General features: G+C 37.5%; 28 protein-coding genes and 1 tRNA gene. 18 read left to right on the top strand and 11 right to left on the bottom strand.

The window, feature by feature from the left end:
* Positions 1-2: 2 nt before the first annotated feature.
* Positions 3-1,247, bottom strand: coding sequence for an EAL and HDOD domain-containing protein (locus PTUN_RS02030; RefSeq protein WP_009838018.1), 1,245 nt, complete (start codon positions 1,245-1,247; stop codon positions 3-5).
* 348 nt (positions 1,248-1,595) lie between these two features.
* On the opposite strand from PTUN_RS02030, the gene PTUN_RS02025 reads away from it, so the two are divergent.
* From PTUN_RS02025 to PTUN_RS02015, 3 genes are all read left to right on the top strand, one after another.
* Positions 1,596-2,357, top strand: coding sequence for a substrate-binding periplasmic protein (locus PTUN_RS02025; RefSeq protein ID WP_009838017.1), 762 nt, complete (start codon positions 1,596-1,598; stop codon positions 2,355-2,357).
* 107 nt (positions 2,358-2,464) lie between these two features.
* Entirely contained in the window at positions 2,465-3,028 is a 564-nt protein-coding gene (locus PTUN_RS02020; RefSeq protein ID WP_009838016.1) for a PhnA domain-containing protein, read from the top strand.
* A gap of 311 nt (positions 3,029-3,339) precedes the next feature.
* Complete coding sequence (locus PTUN_RS02015; protein WP_009838015.1) at positions 3,340-4,134, top strand: META domain-containing protein; 795 nt, start codon at positions 3,340-3,342, stop codon at positions 4,132-4,134.
* 125 nt (positions 4,135-4,259) lie between these two features.
* On the opposite strand, the gene PTUN_RS02010 is transcribed toward PTUN_RS02015, so the two are convergent.
* The gene (locus PTUN_RS02010; RefSeq protein ID WP_040643866.1) at positions 4,260-5,099 is read right to left on the bottom strand and encodes a 23S rRNA (adenine(2030)-N(6))-methyltransferase RlmJ; all 840 of its coding nucleotides are present in this window, start codon (positions 5,097-5,099) and stop codon (positions 4,260-4,262) included.
* A gap of 253 nt (positions 5,100-5,352) precedes the next feature.
* On the opposite strand from PTUN_RS02010, the gene PTUN_RS02005 reads away from it, so the two are divergent.
* From PTUN_RS02005 to PTUN_RS01970, 7 genes are all read left to right on the top strand, one after another.
* Positions 5,353-5,583, top strand: a complete 231-nt coding sequence (locus tag PTUN_RS02005) for a cell division protein ZapB (RefSeq protein ID WP_040643865.1) — start codon at positions 5,353-5,355, stop codon at positions 5,581-5,583.
* A complete protein-coding gene (locus tag PTUN_RS02000) occupies positions 5,583-5,864 on the top strand; it encodes a cell division protein ZapA (RefSeq protein WP_009838012.1) in 282 nt (93 codons plus the stop codon). The genes PTUN_RS02005 and PTUN_RS02000 overlap by 1 nt, the downstream gene beginning before the upstream one ends.
* A gap of 404 nt (positions 5,865-6,268) precedes the next feature.
* The gene (locus PTUN_RS01990) at positions 6,269-7,291 is read left to right on the top strand and encodes an MBL fold metallo-hydrolase (protein ID WP_009838010.1); all 1,023 of its coding nucleotides are present in this window, start codon (positions 6,269-6,271) and stop codon (positions 7,289-7,291) included.
* A 69-nt stretch (positions 7,292-7,360) separates the two neighbouring features.
* A complete protein-coding gene (locus tag PTUN_RS01985; RefSeq protein WP_009838009.1) occupies positions 7,361-8,917 on the top strand; it encodes a transglycosylase SLT domain-containing protein in 1,557 nt (518 codons plus the stop codon).
* 61 nt (positions 8,918-8,978) lie between these two features.
* Positions 8,979-9,458, top strand: coding sequence for an FKBP-type peptidyl-prolyl cis-trans isomerase (locus PTUN_RS01980; RefSeq protein ID WP_009838008.1), 480 nt, complete (start codon positions 8,979-8,981; stop codon positions 9,456-9,458).
* Between the two features lie 61 nt (positions 9,459-9,519).
* The gene (locus tag PTUN_RS01975) at positions 9,520-10,248 is read left to right on the top strand and encodes an SDR family NAD(P)-dependent oxidoreductase (RefSeq protein ID WP_009838007.1); all 729 of its coding nucleotides are present in this window, start codon (positions 9,520-9,522) and stop codon (positions 10,246-10,248) included.
* 14 nt (positions 10,249-10,262) lie between these two features.
* The gene (locus PTUN_RS01970) at positions 10,263-11,123 is read left to right on the top strand and encodes an amidohydrolase family protein (protein ID WP_009838006.1); all 861 of its coding nucleotides are present in this window, start codon (positions 10,263-10,265) and stop codon (positions 11,121-11,123) included.
* Between the two features lie 56 nt (positions 11,124-11,179).
* Here PTUN_RS01970 and PTUN_RS01965 read toward each other — a convergent pair whose 3' ends face one another.
* From PTUN_RS01965 to PTUN_RS01950, 4 genes are all read right to left on the bottom strand, one after another.
* Positions 11,180-12,355: a mandelate racemase/muconate lactonizing enzyme family protein gene (locus PTUN_RS01965; protein ID WP_009838005.1), complete on the bottom strand. Its 1,176-nt coding sequence runs from the start codon at positions 12,353-12,355 to the stop codon at positions 11,180-11,182.
* Between the two features lie 24 nt (positions 12,356-12,379).
* The gene (locus PTUN_RS01960; RefSeq protein ID WP_009838004.1) at positions 12,380-13,147 is read right to left on the bottom strand and encodes a class II aldolase/adducin family protein; all 768 of its coding nucleotides are present in this window, start codon (positions 13,145-13,147) and stop codon (positions 12,380-12,382) included.
* A 176-nt stretch (positions 13,148-13,323) separates the two neighbouring features.
* The gene (locus PTUN_RS01955) at positions 13,324-13,638 is read right to left on the bottom strand and encodes a c-type cytochrome (protein ID WP_370301812.1); all 315 of its coding nucleotides are present in this window, start codon (positions 13,636-13,638) and stop codon (positions 13,324-13,326) included.
* Between the two features lie 178 nt (positions 13,639-13,816).
* Positions 13,817-14,353, bottom strand: a complete 537-nt coding sequence (locus PTUN_RS01950; RefSeq protein WP_009838002.1) for a DUF2058 domain-containing protein — start codon at positions 14,351-14,353, stop codon at positions 13,817-13,819.
* Positions 14,354-14,516: 163 nt separating this feature from the next.
* On the opposite strand from PTUN_RS01950, the gene PTUN_RS01945 reads away from it, so the two are divergent.
* Positions 14,517-15,650, top strand: coding sequence for an MFS transporter (locus tag PTUN_RS01945; protein WP_040643862.1), 1,134 nt, complete (start codon positions 14,517-14,519; stop codon positions 15,648-15,650).
* Here the strand turns inward: PTUN_RS01945 and PTUN_RS01940 are convergent.
* Complete coding sequence (locus PTUN_RS01940) at positions 15,617-16,120, bottom strand: prolyl-tRNA synthetase associated domain-containing protein (protein WP_009838000.1); 504 nt, start codon at positions 16,118-16,120, stop codon at positions 15,617-15,619. The two genes, PTUN_RS01945 and PTUN_RS01940, sit on opposite strands and share 34 nt — an antisense overlap.
* A 52-nt stretch (positions 16,121-16,172) precedes the next feature.
* Positions 16,173-16,577: a hypothetical protein gene (locus tag PTUN_RS01935; RefSeq protein WP_157742130.1), complete on the bottom strand. Its 405-nt coding sequence runs from the start codon at positions 16,575-16,577 to the stop codon at positions 16,173-16,175.
* Between the two features lie 278 nt (positions 16,578-16,855).
* Here PTUN_RS01935 and PTUN_RS01930 point away from each other — a divergent pair.
* The 5 genes from PTUN_RS01930 to PTUN_RS01910 all read left to right on the top strand — a co-directional run bounded on the left by PTUN_RS01930 (position 16,856) and on the right by PTUN_RS01910 (position 20,737).
* Positions 16,856-16,931: transfer RNA gene (locus PTUN_RS01930), tRNA-Ala, on the top strand.
* 393 nt (positions 16,932-17,324) lie between these two features.
* Complete coding sequence (locus PTUN_RS01925; protein WP_009837998.1) at positions 17,325-18,185, top strand: DMT family transporter; 861 nt, start codon at positions 17,325-17,327, stop codon at positions 18,183-18,185.
* Between the two features lie 4 nt (positions 18,186-18,189).
* Positions 18,190-18,894 carry a glycerophosphodiester phosphodiesterase gene (locus PTUN_RS01920; RefSeq protein ID WP_009837997.1) on the top strand — a complete coding sequence of 235 codons (705 nt, stop codon included), beginning with the start codon at positions 18,190-18,192 and terminating at the stop codon, positions 18,892-18,894.
* A gap of 79 nt (positions 18,895-18,973) precedes the next feature.
* A complete protein-coding gene (locus PTUN_RS01915) occupies positions 18,974-19,486 on the top strand; it encodes a hypothetical protein (RefSeq protein ID WP_009837996.1) in 513 nt (170 codons plus the stop codon).
* Between the two features lie 30 nt (positions 19,487-19,516).
* On the top strand, positions 19,517-20,737 hold the full coding sequence (locus tag PTUN_RS01910; protein WP_009837995.1) for a methyl-accepting chemotaxis protein: 1,221 nt from the start codon (positions 19,517-19,519) through the stop codon (positions 20,735-20,737).
* A gap of 241 nt (positions 20,738-20,978) precedes the next feature.
* Here PTUN_RS01910 and PTUN_RS01905 read toward each other — a convergent pair whose 3' ends face one another.
* Positions 20,979-21,182: a hypothetical protein gene (locus PTUN_RS01905; RefSeq protein ID WP_009837994.1), complete on the bottom strand. Its 204-nt coding sequence runs from the start codon at positions 21,180-21,182 to the stop codon at positions 20,979-20,981.
* A gap of 67 nt (positions 21,183-21,249) precedes the next feature.
* Between PTUN_RS01905 and PTUN_RS01900 the strand changes: the two genes are divergently transcribed.
* Both PTUN_RS01900 and PTUN_RS01895 read left to right on the top strand, forming a co-directional pair.
* Positions 21,250-21,549 carry a hypothetical protein gene (locus PTUN_RS01900; RefSeq protein ID WP_009837993.1) on the top strand — a complete coding sequence of 100 codons (300 nt, stop codon included), beginning with the start codon at positions 21,250-21,252 and terminating at the stop codon, positions 21,547-21,549.
* A gap of 79 nt (positions 21,550-21,628) precedes the next feature.
* A complete protein-coding gene (locus tag PTUN_RS01895; protein WP_040643789.1) occupies positions 21,629-21,952 on the top strand; it encodes a hypothetical protein in 324 nt (107 codons plus the stop codon).
* Positions 21,953-21,978: 26 nt separating this feature from the next.
* Here PTUN_RS01895 and PTUN_RS01890 read toward each other — a convergent pair whose 3' ends face one another.
* Both PTUN_RS01890 and PTUN_RS01885 read right to left on the bottom strand, forming a co-directional pair.
* A complete protein-coding gene (locus PTUN_RS01890; RefSeq protein WP_009837991.1) occupies positions 21,979-22,467 on the bottom strand; it encodes a DUF3016 domain-containing protein in 489 nt (162 codons plus the stop codon).
* Between the two features lie 146 nt (positions 22,468-22,613).
* Entirely contained in the window at positions 22,614-23,027 is a 414-nt protein-coding gene (locus PTUN_RS01885; protein ID WP_009837990.1) for a hypothetical protein, read from the bottom strand.
* Between the last annotated feature and the right edge of the window lie 243 nt (positions 23,028-23,270).

The following is a 23,270-nucleotide window of genomic DNA, read 5'->3' as shown; positions in this document are numbered from 1 at the left end:
AATTATGAAATAAACTCTAGTGTTTCATCTGCATAAAACAAAGCCTCAACATATGCTTGGCCAATTTGTCGAAAACTGATGTTATTTGGTCGAATCGCCTGAAGGAGTGCTTCGGTATCATCACGCTCAATCGCCATGCACAACTGTAAAGTGGCCCCTATTTCACCTTCGTGAAATAACAAAGCATCACGACATTCAAAACTTAATAAAAATTCATCACAAATTTCACTCATTGACTTATCTAATATCGCATCTAATACCGACACTAAACCCACTAGGTATGCAGTATTCACTAAGTTTTGGTCTTTACCATCGAGCATATTGCTCATAAATTTAGCCCGCGTAAGGCCAAGCTTAGTTAACTCTGATGGTTTATCTTTTCCAAGCTCACTTAAGGCAAGCACAGTGATAAATTGACGCACTAGTTCTTCGCCCAAATAAATAATGGCTTGCGACAATGAGCTAATGGTACTTTTAGAGCTTTTGCAAGCCGAGTTTGCCATCTTTAATACGCGAGCTGTTAGGCTTAAATCACGGGCAACCTTACTTTGTACTGCGTCAAAATCTAAATATTCTTGTAATACTAATCTTAATAAATCAATCACTACTAACTTAATCGGTGAAATGTTTTTTAAGTTCATCATTTCAGGTTTAGCAAAAAAATATCCCTGAAATAAATCCACCCCAGCCTGTTCTAACTCAACAAAGGTAGCGTGATCTTCAATTCTCTCAACTATGATTTTAACTTTAGGATCGAGTCGCTTTAACTTTTTAACTTGCAGCAAAGTACGCATTAACGGTGTTTCGACTTCAAGTTTTATATATTGCACCTTCTCAAGTAACGGCTGCCATTTTGCATTACCATCGTAATCATCAAGGGCAAACATATAGCCCTTTTTCCGCATTTGGGTGACAAATTCGGCAACCTCTAAGATATCTTCAGTACGTTCAACAATTTCGATTACCACATGAAGTGGCGATATTAAATGCGGTAACTCTAAAATTAACCCAGAAGTAGATACATTAATAAACGCTTTTTTGTGGGCAGCTAATTTCTCTACCCCGTGTAATAGCAGCGCATCAAAAAACATCCGTCCGGTAGCTTGTTCATCCGTTAAATGAGCAGGAAAAAAATTATCAGCTGAATCTCGATATAATAATTCATAGGCATAAATTTTTTTATGACTATCAAAAATAGCCTGGCGAGCAACAAACTGCTGTTCGTTATTGTGGTCTTGAATATTCATAAGTGACAGGCCCAACTTCGCTTTACCATACAATCGACAATACCATTTTTAACAAAATGAAAAACCCCTAGCTTAAATTTATTCAGTTCAATTTAAAAAAACAACGTAATTAGATAGCTGTATTATTGATTTCATTCAAGATTTGCGATGTGAAAACGATAATAATTGTCGCTAAAATGTTTAGTGCTATATTTTTAATAAGTTAACTAAGATTAATCATAGGCTACTCTCAATAAAAATTATGAGTTTTATAATTAAAACTTTTTGTTTTTTATAGATAAGATTAAGTTTAACAATACCTTAGAGAATAAATTCTTTAAATTTAAACGTTATCAAGGCGTATGTGTAATGAGAACGGTAATTGCCATTGTTACATTTTTTAGTTGTTTTTTATCCGCTGAGGGAGTCACTTCAGCGAGCTTAAAATATGACTTAAGCGCTTCAAATGGCTTGATTCCTTATTACAACAATAATCCTGATTATCCTGGTATTTACCCTGAATTTATTCATCTGGTATTACAAGAAGCAAATATTAAAGGGATTGAAGTAATATTACCCTCAAAAAGAACACAAGTTGCTTTAGCTCGAGGCGAACTCGATTTTGATATTATTAGCCCAAGCTGGTTCACTAATCATAAAATTCCCAATGGATATGTATTATCAGTACCACTGTTGACCGTCACAGAGCATCTGATTTTTTTACCTGGACAAGCAAAATCATGGTTAACACTTGATGCCATTAAAGATCGCCCAGTAGGAACTGTTAGAGGTTATTTTTATCATGATGATTACTTATTTGAACGAGTTGATTTAGCTTCTGAAAAAGAATTGATAATGGCGCTTGATAAACGACGAATAAATGTTGCTATCTCTGGCGACCTTCCAGCTTTGTATTGGTCGCAACAACTGAATATTCCCATTCAATTAGGCCCAATTCACTCCACAGGATTCACACATATTCGCTTAAGAGAAGAACATGTCAACTTATTGCCTGCACTTAATAAAGCGATTGAAAAATTACAACAGCAAGGTGTGCTTGACGTAATTGTGCAACGATATATGCAAATTGTATCAAAACAGCAACCTTTAGATTCTATCATGACACAGTAATCATTATCTTTAACCCTACTTTTTATACAGTTATTTTTACCTTGCACCTCGCACTTTCACGGTACTTGAGTATAATACCGCGTTTGCAATAGACAGGAACGCCTCCCATGAGCATTGAACAAACACTAATCGAACGTAGTGGCCATAAATGTGAACTTTGTGGTTCAACCGAATCATTATCTGTGTATGAAGTCCCACCTGTGGCTGAAGCACATTCAGACAAGTGCGTTTACATGTGCCAAGTCTGTAAAGACCAAATTGAAAACAAAACTGACCTCGTAGTAAATCACTGGCATTGTTTGAACGACAGCATGTGGAGCCAAACGCCAGCGGTGCAAGTTATGGCGTGGCGTATGCTAAACCGTATTAATACCGAAGGTTGGGCGAAAGATTTATTAGATATGCTTTATCTTGAAGAAGAAACACAAGCATGGGCACAAACTGCTATTGCTGAAATCGAAGATATCAAACATATCGATAGCAACGGTGTACAATTACAAGCGGGTGACACTGTTACACTCATCAAAGATTTAGACGTTAAAGGCAGCAGCTTAGTTGCCAAACGTGGCACTGCGGTGCGCAACATTGGCTTAACAAGCAATCCAGAACATATTGAAGGCCGTGTTGATGGTCAGCGTATTGTTATTTTAACAAAATACGTTAAAAAATAATTCGAAAAAGATGATTCTTAATTCCAAGCAGCCCAACTTTTGTTGGGCTTTTTTATAACTAATCTGAGCGATTCATCTCTAGCCAGAATTTTTAAGGGTATCAAGGCAGACTAGCAGGTCAATTGCGGGTCTATCGTAAGTTAATCCAACACTACTAGCGTTAAAATAATGGCCTAAGATAGATTTATTATCCCATATTCAGGTTAGCTATTAATCGCTTTACCAGCGAAGTAATTAAGCTTAGATTAAGGCTGCATTCAATATTATCCTTCACTGTTTTGACCTTATTACTTTTATTAGGATTTTGCTTCATGTCGCTCAACCGTCTTTCTAACAATCTGGTTTTTGTATTTTTTCTTACATTAGGCTGTATTGTATTAACAGCTTGCCAAATGCAAAGTTCAGAGCACTTAAATAACCAAGGTGAACACGAAATTTCAGTATCTTACCGCGATCGTAGTATGTTACCGCCAGATTCTGTACTGACTATCACTCTTGAAGATGTATCGATTATGGATATTGCAGCGCCCGTGATAAGCACAGCTAAAACCGCGCTACATACTGCTCAACCTTTTAAAGTAACATTGCCTTACTCAGTTGATATGATTAAACCCGGCTTAAGCTACAATGTACGCGCACAAATTCACGCACAAGATAAATTAATTTACACCTCAAGCACCCTACTTGATCCATTTAAACAAAATGACGCTGCGGTATTAAATATTGAAGTCGAACGCGTCAAAGAGCTTAAATTAAATACACCACTGACCAATACTTATTGGAAAGTCATGTTAATTGGTAAAGAAGCCGTTATAAATGATGAGAATAGCCAAGAGTTGTTTTTACAATTACGCAGTGAAAACCGCGTCAAAGGTTTTAGCGGCTGCAATAGTTTTATGGGGAGTTATCAAAACAGTGAGCATGCACTTACTTTTTCTCAGCTCGCCAGCACCCGTAAAATGTGCCAAAACACCATGGCACAAGAAAATGCTTTTTTAAACGTTCTGAGTCAAACAACAAGTTACAGTATTATCGGTGACGATTTACAGTTACTTAATCAACAACAGCAACCTCTAGCGTCATTCAAGGCAGTGTATTTTAATTAACCTAGACTTTAGGTAAGAGACTCACTAACACATTGAATTTAATTGAATAAAAAATTTTAATTTCATTAGACAGCAAAAAGGGAGCTAAGAAGCTCCCTTTTTAGTGAACAGCAATCAAACGTGACTTATTCTTCGACCAGTTGCTCAGCACGATAAAAGCCATCAGCCTCGCTCAATAACGACACTAACTCTGGTAATACTTCACTCATCGTTTTAGCTAGCGTCCACGGTGGATTAATTACTATCATGCCCGATGCTGTCATACCAAATTCATCGGTATCTGCCTGTGTCGCCAATTCATATAAACAAATATTTTTAATGCCCGAATCTTTAAAGCGTTGCTCCATTCTATCAATCCGCTCACGGTTAACAACCGGATACCAAACCATATAAGTCCCAGTAGCAAAACGCTTATATGCTTTGACTAACGTATCGACGACTAAATCATAGTCAGATTTAATTTCGTAAGGCGGATCGATTAATACACAAGCACGGCGTGATTGTGGTGGCACTAAACCAATCAACCCCTTGAAACCATCTTCGAACTTTACCTTCACATTACGATGAGAACGAAAGTTATCATCTAAATGCTTAATATCTTGCGGATGCAATTCAAAGAACCAGCCTTTGTCGTATGCCCGCAATTGTGAACAAGCAACTGATGGCGAACCCGGATAAAAGGCCAATTCACCATCAAGATTATAATTTTTAATCAATTCAACATAGTTTTGAATTGCCTGATTATTGCCCTGATACTGCCAAAGCTTGGCAATCCCCGTTTGATACTCTTGTGTTTTTTGAGATTCATCAGAGGCAAGTGTGTACATGCCTGCACCAGAGTGGGTATCAATATAATCAAACGGCTTATCTTTTTGCGTTAAGTATTGTAATACTTCACGCAAAACTAAATGTTTAATCACATCGGCAGGGTTTCCTGCATGAAAAGAATGGCGATAGCTCAGCACAATATTATCCAACTGAAAGTCAATTTTGCGCAGTGAAACACAAGCTAAAAACAATAGCAAATAATTGTCTAAAATCAGCCAACAAAGCCTAAGCAGGCTCATATGTTGCCAATTAAATCGTTAAATAGGCTCTTAATATGCTTGGTTACAAAAAAAAGGCCAAAATTCCTCTATTTACGCATGTTTAAGGTAGTAATAAACGAGTAATTAGATTAAATTGCAAGTCTATTTAAACCAGTTAAAAGAGCGCATTATGTCAGACAACACTCTTCTTCAACTCGAACAACTGATCAATCAACTAATCGAGCAAAAAAACAAATTGCAGCAAGAAGTTAGCGATTTAAAAGAAAAAAATAGTCAGCTAATAGACGAAAATGAAACTTTACAGCTTGAAGCTATCGAAAGCGATGAAAAACAAAAGCATGCTGCAAGTACGTTAGAAAACCTCCTGTTGAAATTACAAAACGCGCAACAGGTTAACTAATGTCAGAGCACGATCCGAAAGGTATCGTTGTTGAGATCTTAGGGCAGCAGCATCAGTTTGCATGCCCTCAAGGTCAAGAAGACGCTTTACGTCAAGCGGCTCAATTACTCAATAATAAACTTGAGGACATTAGACAACGCAGTGGCATCAGAAATAATGAACGCCTCTTACTGATGGTCGCACTGAACTTGAGCCATGAAATGATGGTTGCAGATGAAAAATTACAGTTGCAACAAAAAAGCCTCAGCTTGTTACTCAACAAAGTTACTCACTCGCTTTAAATTCACACAATCTAAAGTTTCGCTAGTAATCGTCCCTAAAATAATTTAAAAAGAGTATTCTTTTTAACCAACCAGCAATTTTTATGGTCTCTGCGAATCGCATTTTAGGGATAAAATTTATATTGGTCAGTATGATTTTGCTGACCATTTTTATTAACGATGCCTCTGTTTTTGCAACATTACTGAACATCGAAAACCCGTCAAACTTAAGAAGACTACAATTAATGGGCTTACTGCTCATAATGGGTTGTATCATTTATGGTTTTGCGTTAATAAATTTTAAAAATCAAGATAACAAACGCCTAGTACTGTATTTTTTTATGGCTGGTTTATTTATTTTAATCCCCTTTATTTTAGCTACATCTCCTTACTCTATTTTGACTCTTTTTGAATGAAGCCTTTAAATGAAATCTACTAAAACACTTACTCTGTTATTGGGCTTTTTCAGCCTCACTTTTACTTTGCGAGCTGCCGCCGAGGTCACTTGGCAAGCCGTTGACGCCAATATTACCTTTATTAAACAAGCTGAAAGATTAATATACTTCGATTCAAATCAAGTCATTTTAGCCGGCAAGGAATGCCTTGCCATTTTTGATGCCAGCGGTGATTTTAGTCAAGTCGAACTAATGGCGAGCCAAATAAAAACTCAATTTACACAACCTGTTTGTTATTTAATTGCCAGTCATCCTCACGATGATCACCTCCTTGGAATGGCCGTTTTACAACATGCATTTCCTGATGCAAAACTTATCACCCACAGTAAGGTGAGCCACCTATTTACTCAGTATCAACAAGCCTTAAGCGACAAATTAACAACCTTTTCTAAAAGCGTTGCATTAAATGAAAAACGTATGGAGCAACTTGAGCCTGAACAACAAGTAATCTGGCATGACAAAATTACCAAAGCGAAAGAACGCGTCAAACGTTGGCAACAATTAACTTTGCAGCGACCTACCGTTGAGGTTGAACAACAAACTACACTCAATTTAGGGGATTACCCTATTGAATTAATTCCTGTTACTGCTCATAGCGCGGGAGATTTAATCGTTTATCTACCAAATAGTAAACTCTTACTCAGTGGCGATGTGGGTGATGTCCTCCCCTATGCGGGCGAAGGCATATTAATCACTTGGCTACAGACCCTTAAAACTCTACAGACTTTACCTGCAACGAAACTGATCCCAGGTCACGGCGATATCACCACAGTCAACAGTTTAACCACAACACACGATTTTTTAAGTGCCTTACAAGCTCATGCTAATAAAGCGGCATCAGAAAATTGGCCACCTGAAAAGTTAATTCAAAGCTTTGATTTTAATGAAAAAGCTACATTAGTGAAAACAGAGCTTGATGAAAAAGCCTATCGCATGTTTGTTGAAACGGGCCTAAAACAAGCAGCCAAGCAAGTACTGCTACCAACAAATTAATCGCTAAAGCAGCAAAAAACTCAACTTGCACTAAGCTTAGGGTTAGCAATTGGCCATGGAGTATTATTTATGACAACATTGCTAACTCTTAGAAATGCGATTGTAATTAGCACTAGCCTTACAACACTGGCAGCTTGCCAAACACTCACACAAGCCAAAAAAGAAGAATCACCTGTTGTAAGTACCGCTTATTTAGACGTGCAACCAATGCCAATTATTCAGCAATCAGAAGCGCATGCACCAGTTCAGGATATGCCCTTGAGCTCAAATATCGAGCCACAAAAAAAACAAGTGCTTGCAAAAAAACCTCTCAAACCGACAAAAAAAACCGTTTTACCCTATCAAGTCGACAACTTATGGCAACGCATTACCATGCAATTTGTTTTACCTATCCCAAAACAAAAGCAAATAAATGAACGAAAAAATTGGTACTTAAGTCACCCGAACTATATGGATACCGTGAGCAAACGCGCCGAGCCATTTCTCTATCATATAGTGCAAGAAATAGAGCGCCGAAAATTACCTTTAGAGCTCGCCTTACTACCTATTGTTGAAAGTGACTTTGATGCGAAAGCATTCTCATCCCAAGGAGCCGCTGGAATTTGGCAGCTGATGCCCACTACCGCAAAACATTTTGAACTCAATATAGAACCTTGGTATGACGCAAGGCTCGACCCCCATCAAGCGACCTTAGCGGCACTTGATTACTTACAGTATTTGAACAAAAAGTATCGTGGCGATTGGCTGCTGAGTATTGCTGCGTATAACAGCGGTGAAGGCCGTGTTGATAAAGCGATAAATAAAAATAAAAAACTACGCAAAAAAAACGACTTTTGGTCATTAAGCTTACCCACCGAAACCACCAATTACGTACCAAAATTACTCGCCTTAGCCGCACTTGCAAAACAAAATGCACATAAAAAATGGCCCGTAATTGCTAATAAACCAACGACTGTAACCGTTGATTTTGGCCAGCAATTTGATGTCCTTATCGCTGCTAAATTAACAAAAACCGATATGCGCACTTTGTATCACTTAAATCCTGCCTATTTAGGTGATAAAAGTGCTTTAAATGGGCCTCACACTCTACAAATTCCAATTGAAAAAGCTCCTTATTTTGATAAACGCCAGCACATCAAAGCTGACATGCTTGGTATGGATCATTACCAAGTAAAAAAGCATGACTCGCTTTACCAACTAGCCAAACAATTTAATAGCAGCATTAAAGAGCTCAAGCAGTTAAACCAATTAAGTTCAGACACCATAAAAATTGGTCAAGTATTACAACTGCCAATACAAAAACCGATTCAACTAATGGTCGATTATCAAATTAGTCCTTTTATCGTTCGCGCAGAAGCTCCGGAAAAAATCAAAGTAAGCATCAATTACAAAGTTAAGCCTGGTGATACCTTATGGGAAATTAGTCGCTTATATGACGTTAATTATCAAGAGCTGGCTAAATGGAACAACTTAAAAGCCAAAAGCATCTTAAAACAAGGAAAAATCCTTACCATTTGGCTTGAGCAAAATCGTCCCACCGATACTATTAACATCACTGAGCAAAATAGCGTATTAAATACTCCAACATGGCTAATTCGCGGGCAAAATAGCATTAATCCACGCTAGATACTTCGTTATTAAATCGCTTTCTAGTACACTTATTGCCTGTCTAACGAAGAGAATACACATGTCTATTACTAAAAATTCTGTAGTTGAATTTCACTACACCCTAAGCGAAGCTGGTGAACAAATCGAAACTAGCACTAAAACTGAGCCATTAGTTTACTTACACGGCCAAGGTAGCATGTTACCTGGCCTTGAAAATGCCATAGAAGGTAAAAACGTCGGCGACAAATTCGAAGTGACATTAACTCCTGAAGAGTCATACGGTGAGCGTCGTGACGATGCGATGCAACGCATTCCATTAAAACATCTTCAAGGTGCTAAAGTATGGAAACCAGGCATGACTGCCATCGTTGAATCTAACCAAGGCCGCCATCAAGTAACGATTGTTAAAGTGGGTCGTTTTAATGCAGATTGTGATTTAAACCATCCTTTTGCGGGTAAAACACTGACATTTGCCGTTGAAATCGTATCAGTTCGTGAAGCCACTGAAGAAGAACTAAGCCATGGCCACGTGCATGGTACTGGCGGTTGTGGCCACTAGTATTGTTAAGCCAAAGTGTTCACTTTGGCTTACTTTTTTAAACGTAAGCAAGATTTAAATTATGAATAAAGTAGCTGTGGTAACAGGTGGTTCTAAAGGTATAGGGTTAGCGATTGTGCAAACTCTTTTAGCACAAGACTATCAAGTATATAACTTAGACATCACCCCAAGTGATGTTGGTTTTTTTGTCCCTTGTGATGTTAGCCAGGTTGCTGAGGTCACTCACGCTATCGAAGCTATTGCCATCAAAACAAGTCGCATTGATTGTTTGGTTTCAAATGCTGGTGTGCACTTTAGTGCAACCATTGAAAATACCTCTGAGCACGAGCTCGATAGAATCTTTAGCCTCAATGTTAAAGGTGCTTATGCTGCAATCAAAGCCACACTACCGAGTATGAAAGCGCAAAAAAATGGCTCAATTATCCTAATTTCATCCGATCAAGCATTAATCGCAAAACGAAATTCATTTGCATATAACTTATCAAAGGCAGCTCTGGCATCAATCGCTAAAACCACAGCGTTAGATTATGCCCAGTTTAATATTCGTGCCAATGCAGTTTGCCCAGGTACCATAGAAACACCACTTTATCATGCAGCTATTGATAATTACTGCGCCAAATCTGGGGCAAATAAACAGCAAATTCATCAAGAAGAAGCCGCTTTGCAACCTCTTGGACGATTAGGCCAACCACAAGAAGTAGCTAATTTAGTAGCCTTTTTAGCAAGCGATGCCGCAAGTTTTATTACCGGTAGTTTGCAAGTGATTGATGGTGGTTACACCGCACAATAACAAGGATTGTCACTGTGACTGAAAGAGTAATTATTGATCCTCATTTACATTTTTTTGCACTCAATGAGGGTAATTACCACTGGTTAAAAAGCGAAAATCCACCTTTTTGGAACGATAAAAGCCTCATTCAACGTGACTTTTCATCTGATGACTTGTATTTAGACGCTCGTTTTAAACTCAAAGGCTTTGTTCATATTGAAGCTGGATTCGATAATCATTACCCTTGCCGTGAACTCGAGTATTTATCTCAAAGTATTAAACATATCGCTTATCGAGCTATTGCCTACCTTGATATTACTCAACCGACTGGGGACTTTAAAAAAGCACTTGCAAACCTGACTCACTATACTACGTTGGCGGGGATCCGTGATATTACCGAAGGTGAAGATGCAACTCGTTTACTCGCACCCAATGTGGCGAGTAATTTAACCCTATTAGCTAGCCACAATTTGATTTTTGAAGCGCAATTTGAATTAGCACAGACCCCAATCTGCCACCAGCTAGTGCAATACTGTAAAACGATACCCAACTTAAAATGTGTGATTAATCATGCTGGTTTAGTTACTCAAGAGACCTTTGATGCATGGCAAGCAAACTTGGCGATTATCACAACAGTGCCAAATATTTGGCTTAAAGTATCTGGTTTTGAAATGGCTGATCGAGGTTATCAAGCAGTTTGGCTACAAAATATTGTTGATACGCTATTACTACACTTTTCAGCAAATCGGTTGATGTTTGCTAGTAACTTTCCACTTTGCTTATTCAGTAAATCTTACTTAAAGGTGTGGCAAGACTACCAAGCACTCAGTTTATTGGCCGACACTTGGCAAGCAATGAGCCACGATACTGCATTACATTTATATCAACTAATCTAAAGTAAAAAGCCAAACAATAAGTTTGGCTTTTAAATGTTACTCAATGCATTAGCAGGTTATTTAATTTCAACACGCTGCGAGCGCATCACCACTTCATCATTCAATTCAATACCAATACCTGGCGCTTCTGATACTTCAAAAAAACCATTTTTTGGCTGAGGATCTTGCAAACATAGTTCACGGTTCCACTTTTTAATCGCATAAGTATGGTGCTCATGAATTAAAAAGTTTGGAATAGCAGTTTCTAAATGTAATGAGGCTGCGGTTGCAACAGGGCCGCCACAAACGTGCGCTTGAACACGAATATCAAAAATATCAGCGTAGTCACATACTTTTTTAGTTTCAGTAAAACCACCACATAAACCAATATCAGGCTGTAAGACATCAATACTTTGATCTTCAAAGTAAGGACGCACACCCCAACGATTATATAAACGCTCACCACCAGCAATCGGTACCTTAACCTTATCAGCAACTTTGGCATGTAACGAGTGGTTTAAATAGTTCACAGGTTCTTCGTAAAACATACAATCAAATTCTTCGGCTATTTCACCGATTTGGATTGCTGAAGTCGCACCTGGCAAACTGTGGCATTCAAAAATAATATCTACTTCATCACCAACAGCTTCACGAATAGCTTGCATTCGAGCACGATAAAGCTTCATTTCACTACGTGAAATAATGTTTGTGCGGTCATAATAAGTTTGGCCATCTTTGTTATACATTATTGGGTCAACTTTAACTGCATCGTACCCTTCGGCTATCGCTTTTAACGCCGCTTCTGCATACTCTTGCGGTTGCACTAGGGCCTTAAATTCACTGTCCCAATCAAATTGAATTTGAGATGCGTAAGTTCTTAATTTATCGTTAACTTTACCGCCCAGTAATTGATATACCGGCAAGCCTAACGCTTTACCTTTAATATCCCAAAGCGCGGTATCAATAGCACTCATTGCGGCATAAATTACCGGACCACCGCCTAAACCCCAAAAACTTTCACGTAACATACGTGACCATAGTTTTTCGGTTTGAAATGGGTCATAACCAATCAAAAATGCTTCGGCCATTTCTTTAATCATGGCTGCAGCAGCACTATGACCTAAATCATAAGCAAGGCCTGCCTCGCCAACACCAGATATACCTTCGTCGGTGTGGATACGCACAAATACCGGAGTCCAAGCCGGTCTATCTGGACAATGAATATCAAATACTTCGACGCGAATAATTTTCATAAAAACTCCGTAACTAAGCTTTGTTTAAGCGACAAAGCTAGGATCTAAACGATAGGCTTTGCGCAGCATGGCAGGCCAAGCTTTTTGACCACCTGTGATTCCGCTATGCACTACATTTGCTTGCTGATAAATATTATCTAAAATCGGTTGCGGTACTAATGTAGCGGCTTGCCCTGTTGATTGTAATAACAATTGAACTTCACAGGCTTTTTGTAAATCATAGAAACGCATAAATGCATCACCTATAGTTAAGCCAACCGTTAAACCACCATGATTAACCAAAAGCATGTGATTATTTAGACCAAGGTCATCTTGTAAACGCTTTTTCTCATCTGCATTAACCGCTAAACCTTCATAACCGTGATAGGCCAATGAAGACAACGAAAACATTGAATATTGACTGTACGGCAACAAACCTGCTTCGAGTGTCGCGACTGCTATGGTTTCTTTAGTATGTAAGTGAATGACACAATGAGCATCTTCACGGACTTCATGAATGGCACTGTGAATAGTGAAACCCGCGGGATTTATCGTAAAAGGTGTGTCATCAATAACATTACCCGCTAAATCGACTTTAACTAAATTAGACGCAGTAATTTCATCAAAACTAAGGCCAAACGCATTAACCAAATAATGATCAGTGCCAGGCAATCGAGCTGATAAATGAGTATAAATTAAATCGCCCCAACCAAAATGCTCAACTAAGCGATAACACGCCGCTAAGTCTACACGTAAGTTCCACTCTTGTTCTGATACTTTATCTTTTAAACTAAACGTAGGTAAATCAAACATACATTCCTCGTAGCGCAACATTAATTGGAAATTGTGGACGATTATATAACTAAAGCTGATTGCAAAAATAGAAGTGTAGAAGTCTAAAATAAGAAAAGAAATCATTCAATGATCTGACGCAATAAAAAAGCCACGTAAATGTGGCTTTTATACTATAAAGGCAAAATTCACAGCTGTTATTTTACACTTGCTAAATAAGCAGCTATCGCATCGAGCTCTTGATCAGAAACACTGGCAACCATAGGCTTCATCACCATAGACATACCATTAGCACGAGCACCCGATTTAATATCTTTCATTTGCGCTACTAAGTATTCTTTATTTTGACCCGCTAGTTTTGGATATTGCGGCATAATTGGTGCTTTACCATCTGCACCATGACAAGCCATACAACCTTTGGCTGTGTATAACGCAGCACCATCTTCAGCCATAGCTGAATTAGCCATAAAACCAGCCATTGCAATGGCTGTACCTGCTAAGATCTTTGTCATTTTTTTCATTGCTTTTACTCTTCTGTTTGACGGATGTAGATGCATTAGAGTGTAGTCTAATACTTGAAACAAAGTTAAGCTCTGATAATAAAACTATACAAAAAATATCAACTTAACTGAATTAATCGCAAGGCCGAGCTTAGCTACTTGGCCTGCTTAATCCATTTATACTGCACATTTACCAAATAAGATCGTCAGGGATCTCAAACTCTGCATAAGGATCGTCTTGATCTTTTTCTTCTTGACTGGTGACATGAAAGACAATGTATTTTTCATCTACTTCAGCTATTTTTCGTGCCGGTCCATCTTCTAAGACATAAAATTTATCTTCAAATACACAAATCGCTAGGCGGCCACCAGCTAATGCTTTTTGAGTAACAGGGCTTACATCTAATTCTTTAATTTTATTCAAATAAGTGAAATTAAATGTCACGTTACCGCGTATTCCATCTTGATTATTATGCTCAAGAATTTGTTTAACACGAGCAACTTGCTCTTTGTCTTTTTGTTCAGCTAATTTTGCTTTATTAAGGTCTTCAGCCTTTTTCAGCTGTTCTTGGCGCGTTTTTTCAATGTGTTTTGCAAGTTCTGACGGGTTGCTGGTTGCACCCTTTTTCTGTTTTTGCTGTTGTTTGCGTTTTTCGGTTTTCGCAACTTTCATTTTATGCTGAGTTGTTAAACCAGATTTAAGCAATTGATCTTGTAATGATCCCATGGCTATCTCTCATTGAAATCTTAATTACCGCATTTTAATAACGCGCCGACTGAATTAACAGCTTTAAAATGATTAATCTTCATTTTTGCTGATCTAAATCCTACGAAATTAACCTCAAAGTGGCATAATGGCCACCGCCTTATTAAAAAGTGATTGTGTTTTAATGCACCTACTTCGATTGTTAATCAGTTCTGTGGTGATTTTTTTTGTGCTCTACGCACCGCAGCCGATACTGCCTTTATTAAGTACACAATTTTCAGTTAGTCCAGCGACCGCTGGGAGTCTAATGACTGCAACTATGCTGCCTTTAGCAATTGCACCTTTATTTTACGGCTTATTTTTAACCAGGCAAAATCCGCTTAAAATTCTTAAAATCACGATGATTTTACTCGCCATTAGCTGTGCTTTTGTACCTTATATCAATTCTTTTGAGTATTTATTCTCTATCAGATTAATTCAAGGCTTTTTATTACCAGCAGCATTAACAGCCATGACCACTTATATAGGTAAAACCTATAAGAATAAGCAATTACAACGTAATATGACGCTGTATATTGCCAGTACAATTGTCGGCGGTTTTTTTGGCCGCGTTCTCTCAGCCAGCTTTGCAGAATTATTACAATGGCAAGATTTTTACTTTGTGATGGCGATTACTTTGTGCATTTTTGCACTTTTTATTAAAATCAATAAAGATTTTAAAGCGGGTATTGCCGTTTCAATATTGAGTCATTTAAAAGATGTTAAACATCCCCGTTTAATAAAAACCTATTGCGCTGTTTTTTGCATGTTTTTTTGCTTTGCCGCGATTCTTAATTATTTACCATTCATTCTTAGAGATAATTTTGCGATCAAAAGCACACAAAATATCGGCTTGGTTTATATCGCCTATTTGATTGGTGCATTAGCTTCAATTTTAAGCCCATGGCTGGTTAAAAAAAGACCTAATACCTTTAGTTTATTGTCTGGCATTTTTGTTATTTATTGTTGCTCGATTGTGATGATGCTGCCGCAGAACTTTATTAGCTTTTTTATCGCTTTTGCGGTTTTTTGTGGTGCAATGTTTATTATTCATTCAATTGCAGCGCCGCTCGTTAATCGAATTAGTAACGCCACTGCCAGTGTTACTAATGGGTTGTATGTATCATTTTATTATAGTGGTGGTGCACTTGGCTCTTATTTACCGGGTTTAGTTTATCAAGGTCTTGGGCAACAGGTTTTTTTACTTTTGATTTTAAGTGTGTGTTTAATTGGTTTGGGGTTAGTTTATTCCGCCAGAGCAGGTACCGAAATAACCTGATATTGATGGCCTGTTATTGTCATAATGTGTACTAAATCTTCCTTTGCTAGCAACCAAGTCTGATCATTTCGCATCGGGTGGCATTGTAAGACTTGATTGGGTAACCAAATATCTTGATCGAGTAAAACCTGTACATGCGCAGTTCTATCATTCACTAACGCTAACAAAGAAACACAACCAGGTTTGACTGCAAGATACTTTGCCAATCGTTCATCAGAAGCAAAACCTAACCGCGCTTTGTTTAATTGACGTGAAAGCGCCTTGGTATCAACTAATTTAGTGGGCTGAGTAATTAATAAAAAATGCTCTCGACCGTAATTATCACGCAAAAACAAATTTTTAAGTCGCACGCCTGGGCGCATTAATCCAAGCTCATCTGCTCTTGAACAATTAGCGAGGGGTTCATGGCTGAGCTTTTGGCACTTGATTTGATGCAAAGTTAAAAATTCAGCTAAATCATTTTGTTTCATCAAAGATATAACTCGATTAACCCTGTGATAAGTTCAGTATCCCGTATTGAGGTTAATTTAAGCAACGACCACTTAATCGGACGCTATATTCACGCCATTTAACTTCTTCAATACTATGTTTATCAGCACAGTAATTGCGTTGTTTAAGCTCTTGCTCAAGTAATAATACCGCGTGATCTTCTAATTCCATTCTTAACAAACTAGAGTTATCAAATGTGTCGGTATTAAGCATTTTTTTATAGTCACTGCGACTCATCTGCTCACCAATTTTAACATACTGACTTGCACTTGGTTTTACCGCAGCAATAAATGAAAATAGCCTATCGCCCGCAGCATCAGTTTGACTCGCAAACTCTTGATGTTGAATTTCAAAAGGTTCTAACTCTACCTGGTTACTGCAACCTGCGACAAACAAGATCAATAAGACTGATAAAAATTTGATAATTTTATTCCTCAAAAGTATATAGCTCAATAAATCAGCCAAGCTGACGCAAAAGTTAATCAGTATTAGCCTAACATAACTTTGTTTTTAAGGCTGTTAGAAATCGATTAAACAAATTTAAGTAATCCGCAAGACTATTTTTGTTCATAAAAAGAGCTGTTCGTTTATTTAAAAAGCAATTAAATAACTATTTTTATTTTTTTAATTATTTAATAGAAAAACGGCTTGACGATATTCCTAAAGCTCTTTATTATTCACCCCGATTTCGAGCAACGCTCGAAAGAAGGAAATGTGGGGCTATAGCTCAGCTGGGAGAGCGCCTGCCTTGCACGCAGGAGGTCAGCAGTTCGATCCTGCTTAGCTCCACCACTTTCTTTCTTATTCAATCAGTTTTAATCCAAGCTTAAAACATTTCTAATTTAAATACTCCACAATAAAGCAACACACCTTAATGATAAGTTCTAATTCTTTTTTAAGAACAGAATCGATATCAGCTGCAACATACTCAGTACCATAGTTTAATTCCCTCTATTCAGTTAAGTTTTTTACTCCTGTAAAACCAATAATCTCACACAATTTTTATAAATTTAATCCTTTCATCCGGCCTAATACCCTCACTTAGTTTTTTATTAACAACAAAAGCAACAAGCTCAGTTTGGTTTTAATGTAACTGAATAACCACAGACAAAAATTATAAAAACAACTTGGGTTCATAAAGCAAAATGCTAAGATGAGATTAATTAAAACAATCAATTGGTTGCTATGCACTCTCACCAGCAAAGTTTGCTATTTTTACATAGTGCTGTTTTTTTATTTGGTGGCACTGCATTATTTGCCAAACTCATTGGTCTGCCCGCTATCGATATCACAGTGTATCGTACAGCTGTGGCTGCGATAGCGTTACTAACATTAATGCTTATCAGTAAAAAGCAAATCCGCCTAAGTAATAAAAAAGACTATGCCATTGCGGTTTTTCTTGGAATAATCATTGGTTTACATTGGATCACTTACTTTGGTGGCATGCAATTGGCTGGCGTTACTATTGGAGTCATTGCTTTTTTTTGTTACCCCGTTATTACTGTCTTTCTAGAACCTTTTATTACCAAAACAACCCCTAAACTGAGCGACTTTATTTGTGCCTGCATTGTTTGTTTGGGTATCTATTTATTAGTACCTCAAGCAAATTTAGGTAATGATGTTACTTTAGGTATTGCGCTTGGGGTAATTTCGGCTTTTTTCTTTGCATTGCGTAATGTTACTCACCGCCATTACTTTTCACGTTATGGTGGGCCACACACTATGCTCTACCAAACGTTAGTCGCATGTATTATGTTGAGTTTATTTGTTGAAGTCCCTCCGTCAGAAGTAACAGATACCGACTGGCTATTAATTTTATTAGTGGGTGTTGTATTTACAGCACTGCCACATTCACTTTTTGCCTCAAGCTTGCAGCACCTTTCGGCCAAAACCGCAGGACTTATCTCCTGCTTACAACCTCTTTATGGCAGCATATTAGCGTGGCTAATTTTGCATGAAGAAGCTAATTTAAGCACTATTCTTGGTGGGTTATTAGTGGTTAGCGCTGCATTTTATGAAACTTGGGCAGTAACGAGGAAAAAATAATATGATGAAGATATTTGCCCATCGCGGGGCTAGTGGTAATCACCCTGAAAACACCTTAAAAGCAATTCAGGCCGCTTTAGAGATTGGGGTTGATGGTATTGAGGTTGACGTCCAAAGTTGCCTTGATGATTATGTTATTATTCATGACTCGTGGTTAGACCGCACCACTAATGGGGTCGGCAAGGTTCATCATACTAACCTTGCTAGCATTAAAACCCTTGATGCTGGATTAGGGCAATCAGTTCCGACCCTGCAAGAGCTATTGCAACTTAACAACAATCAAACCTTACTCAATTTAGAATTAAAACATACTTTTGAATTAAATAAACTCGTTAAAATCTTAGATTTAAACATCGCCAATAAAATAATTTCACCTGATAATTTATTAATTTCATCATTTGATCACCATCAGCTCAAATGGATGAAACAACAATTACCTTGGCTTAAAATTGGTGCATTAACAAGCTCTATTCCTTTGCATTACGCAGCGTTCGCACAAGAGTTAAATGCGTTTAGCGTTCATGTTGACAAGGATTTTGTAAATGCTGATTTTGTGAAAGATGCTCATGCAAGAGGGCTCGAAATTTATGCTTATACAGTTGATAAATATGAGGATGTAAAAAAACTGCACCAATTAGATATCGATGGTATTTTTAGCAACTTTCCAAGTAATACAAAGTCCTTTGTTCAATTCACAAAACTTGAATAATAAACAACTTAGCTAATAATTAAGTACATCTGCCAACAAAAAGATTCTCTTTTGGCAATAATTACTCGTAGGTTCACTTATGAATGAAATTGACAGCTTTTGTTTTCGTCAAGAAAGTGAACGATTAATGAAACTATGTATGGCACAAATGCAGTTAAGCTTACAACAAAGCGATAAGGAAGTTGAAAAGTTAACGTCAAGCTTTCAAGAGCTTGCGAATATTTGCCCTCAACTCGAAACGACCATCAAACAATTAAATTTAACGGAACATATTGAAATTGATGCCTTACATGAAAAAATGCGCCAACAAGTAAACCAAAGTATTGTCGCTTTTCAGTTTTATGATCGCCTTTCACAACAGCTAAATCATGTAATTAATAATTTAGAGCTTTTAAGTCAATTAACTCAAGATAATACTAATTTGGCCGATGAATCCAAATGGTTAGAATTAAGAACGCATGTATTAAAAAGTTATTCTATGGAGTCAGAGCATCTAATTTTCCAGGCTATTATGGCAGGTAAAGATGTACCCGAAGCCATTCAATTGCAACAAACGTCATCACAACCTAATGATGATATTGAACTGTTTTAACTAATTTATATACCACAGAAAGGATCGGTAATGAGTTCAACAATTGTGGGGATCTATCAAAAAATTGAACAAACATTTTTTTTTACTTTATCCCGAAAAATTATTGGTAATTTGAGTTTTGTTTATTTTTTTCAGTTTATTACCTTATATTGGCTTTACACTACCCTAACTGAGCAGCAAGCAAATATGGCTGGCTTTTGGTTACTTTGCCTGCTCATTAGTGGTGCCTTCTTTTTTACTTTATTCTATCTTCGTTATTTAATTGTGCGCCCAGTATGCGCTTTACGTGATGCACTGAGTAAAATCAATCAGCAAAAAGCTGATTTATCGAGCCACTTACCTCAATTTACCTTTGATGAATTTAGAGAGCTAAGTGAGCAGTACAATACATTTGTCAGCCGCTTGTCTGCGATATTAAAACATACCTACTCAAAAGCTGAGCTTGCTGCACAAACAAATATCAGCGTGAGCGAATCGATGAGTGCAACCGTCGCTTTAGGAGAGCAACAAACCGAAGTAAGCGAAGCCATTTTTGCTACATCTGAAAATGTGACTCGAAGCCTTGAGCAAATTGCAATTAATACCGATCATGTGTTTACCGCTAACAATGAAAATCTAAGTCATGTGCAACACTCAAGTAAGGCGCTTCACCAAATAGTTGAACAGGTTGGTAATATTACGGTATTGCTAAATCGCTTTTCACAAACCATTGCTGGACTTAAAGAAAATTCAGAGAACATTCGTAGTATTTTAAAAATGGTCGAAGAGTTTTCAGACCAAACCAACCTTCTTGCATTAAATGCTGCGATTGAAGCAGCAAGAGCTGGCGAAGCTGGTCGTGGTTTTGCCGTTGTTGCCGATGAAGTGAGAAGTTTATCGGTAAAGGTTAATAATGCGACCCGTCAAATTAGTGAATTTATCAATAAAATGAATCATCTAGTAGGTGAAACCAATCAAGAGTCAGATAAACTAATTAAACAGTCAAGTGATGTCGAACAAGCTATAGCGGAAACTTCAACAGTCTTCGCAGACATGGTAATTGAGTTTGAAAACAACCAGCAACAATTACAAGCCATTGTTAGTGCAGTACATTTACTAGAACAAACCCAGCAAACAACTCACGCATCTGTAGAGCAGATCCTCGCTTTAAGACAGCTTGCCAATCAACAAATTGCAGCTGCTGTGGCTGACAATAAAACATTATTGAATCAAACAGCAGAAACCAAAAAAGAGCTTAATCAATTTATCTAACCTAAGTTGAGGATAAAAGATTTACCATTACATAGAATGAAAGGTAAATATCTAAGTTTTTCATCTCTAGCAAGAGATTTTCAAGGGTAACAAGCCGGATTGGCGCGTCAATAACGAACCTATTGCAAGTCAAGCCAATGCCGTTAGCGCTGACATAGCTATCTGGGATATGTTTATTATCCAGTATTGAGGTTATCTAATAACGATTAAATTACCTAAGTTCTAAATTATCGGTTTTTAGTTAAACCCAAATATCAACATTAGAACCTAATGAAGATGAAACCGAAGGAGATGGCATACTTGCTAAAGTTTGCGCTGAAGCAGCAAGTAATGCTAACGCAGCCTCACCTTCAAGCTTTTGCTGAGATTTAGCTAACGCTGCAGTGTAAACTTGCGCGCCTTCTGAGCCATTTACAGGGGCAAGAGAATGTGAATTTATGTTCATAGCAACTGACTTTTAGTTAAACAACCTTTATTATAACGACCGATTTTGAATAAACTTTAGGGTTACAATGAACGCCGTCATTGAGCAATTAAACAACAATTTAAAAATTGTTTATCGTCAGGCACTTGATGCCGATTTGCAATTGGATGAACTCGCAAAACAAGGTAAAGGGAAGTTTGTTGCTTTGTTTAATAAAGAGTCTGCTTTTGAACTAGAAGCAAAGCGATTTAAACCATATGTACTTGATCTTGCTGCTGATGTTGATTCTTTAGCACAACAAGACCCAATTGATACCGAACTACTTAAAGTTGCCGTCTTAAAATTACAGCAATTACATCAATTGCTCAGCACTTTTAAAGCCGCTTAAGTCAAAAGATGGCAGCATCGTAATTTGCTGCCTATAATCACACAGTATCCTACTTTAACGAACATTTATGGGAGGAAACGTGATTAATCTTGCCCAACTTACACCTATCATCATCGAGTCTTCTTCTCCCTCAACCAGTGCGGAGCAAAAAAAAGCACCTAGCGCCCAAGTGACAGACTCCAAAAAGGGTGAATTAAAACCCGATACAGTCACGATATCAGACACCGCAAGACAACAGCTCGATATCTCTTCGACGACTTACGACCAAACTAATCTCTCAATTGATAAAATTGCCAATGAGGTTGTCCGCGTTAGCTCTTCAATAGGTCAGGCACATTCACAAGGAAGTTTAAATGCAGAAGAAGCTAATAAGCTTTATCATGAAATTGCAGCGCTACTGTGAGCGCTACAATTAACTTAAAGGCAGTATCAATTTACTTTTTTGACTAGTTCATCACTAAACCAATCACTGATAATACGTTTTTCATAATAAAACTCTTCGTCACGACCAAGTTTCATTTTATCCATAAAACCCATGTCTTTGAGTGATACATCTGCTTTATCTATCAGTTTTCCACTATTATCAGTAAGCACATAATTGAATTCTACTTTAGGGAAAAAAATTGGTTTAACTATTCTCAGCTCTCTCGTACCTGAAAAATTTACATCTCCAGCTAAATCAATGTTAGTAATTTTAATTCCTAACTTATAGCCTTGCGGCAACTGTTCGGCTAAAGAGGCAAAATGTTGCTCGAATTGATTTTGGATGCGTTTGTGATAGCCACCACGGGTTTCATTACTAGGTCGAACATCACGGAAGTCTTTCAAATTACCCCAAGCAACATTCGCTTCACCTGCCCATGTAATTAAAGGGGTCGTTAAAGCTAACGCACAGATTATCTTTTTAAATCCTGTCATTTTATTCTCCTATAACTAATGGCGGTATTGCTATCAATGACTATTACACCGACTAACTTAACCTGTTATGAATAAATACTAACCACATTTCTATGCATATAAAAAACGGACCAATTTGGTCCGTTTTTTATATCGCTAAATTAACATTAATTTAATGCTAATGGGAACAGCTCTGCGATAGATTCTTTTAATTCACCTGTCATATCACCAATAAAGCATACTTTTGCTCTTGCCGGAACTTTCATTAGCACCTCTTCAACCTGTGCTTTGATTGAGCCATTAGAGATTTTAAGCTCTTCGGCAAAATAATCTGCTTGCTCAGGATTGATTCGAGTCAGCGCTTCAAACGCTCCAAGGCCAATTGGCGTAAACGTAATTTCATTGTTTTCGACAATCCCACCAGATAAACAACAATATACTTCTTTGTCATCAACCATAGTGTGATAAACATGATACTGCACTGCACCTTTATGCTCTTGCATACCCAGTAACGCTAGTATCTCTTGATTCGTTTCCTGACTGGCGCTGATATCAGTCATTAATTCACTATTAATTTGCATGGTGCCTCCATATAGGCCAATTTTTTGTCAGACAAAATACATCTTCAATAATTATGCCAATGTTTAAATAATAGTCTGTTAATCAGAAATATCTCGTATTTTTTAGCTAAAAAGAAGATAACATTCCAATACCAATCTGTTTTTTAAATTACTTCAATCAGTTTAACCCATTTTACGGAATGCTCTATTTCTCATATTCTGTGTTCACAGCAGCAAAACAGCTGCAATACATTTCCAACCAAG

The organism is Pseudoalteromonas tunicata (genome assembly GCF_002310815.1).
In the GTDB taxonomy this organism is placed as follows: domain Bacteria; phylum Pseudomonadota; class Gammaproteobacteria; order Enterobacterales; family Alteromonadaceae; genus Pseudoalteromonas; species Pseudoalteromonas tunicata.
This window is presented reverse-complemented; position numbering and strand designations above follow the sequence as displayed.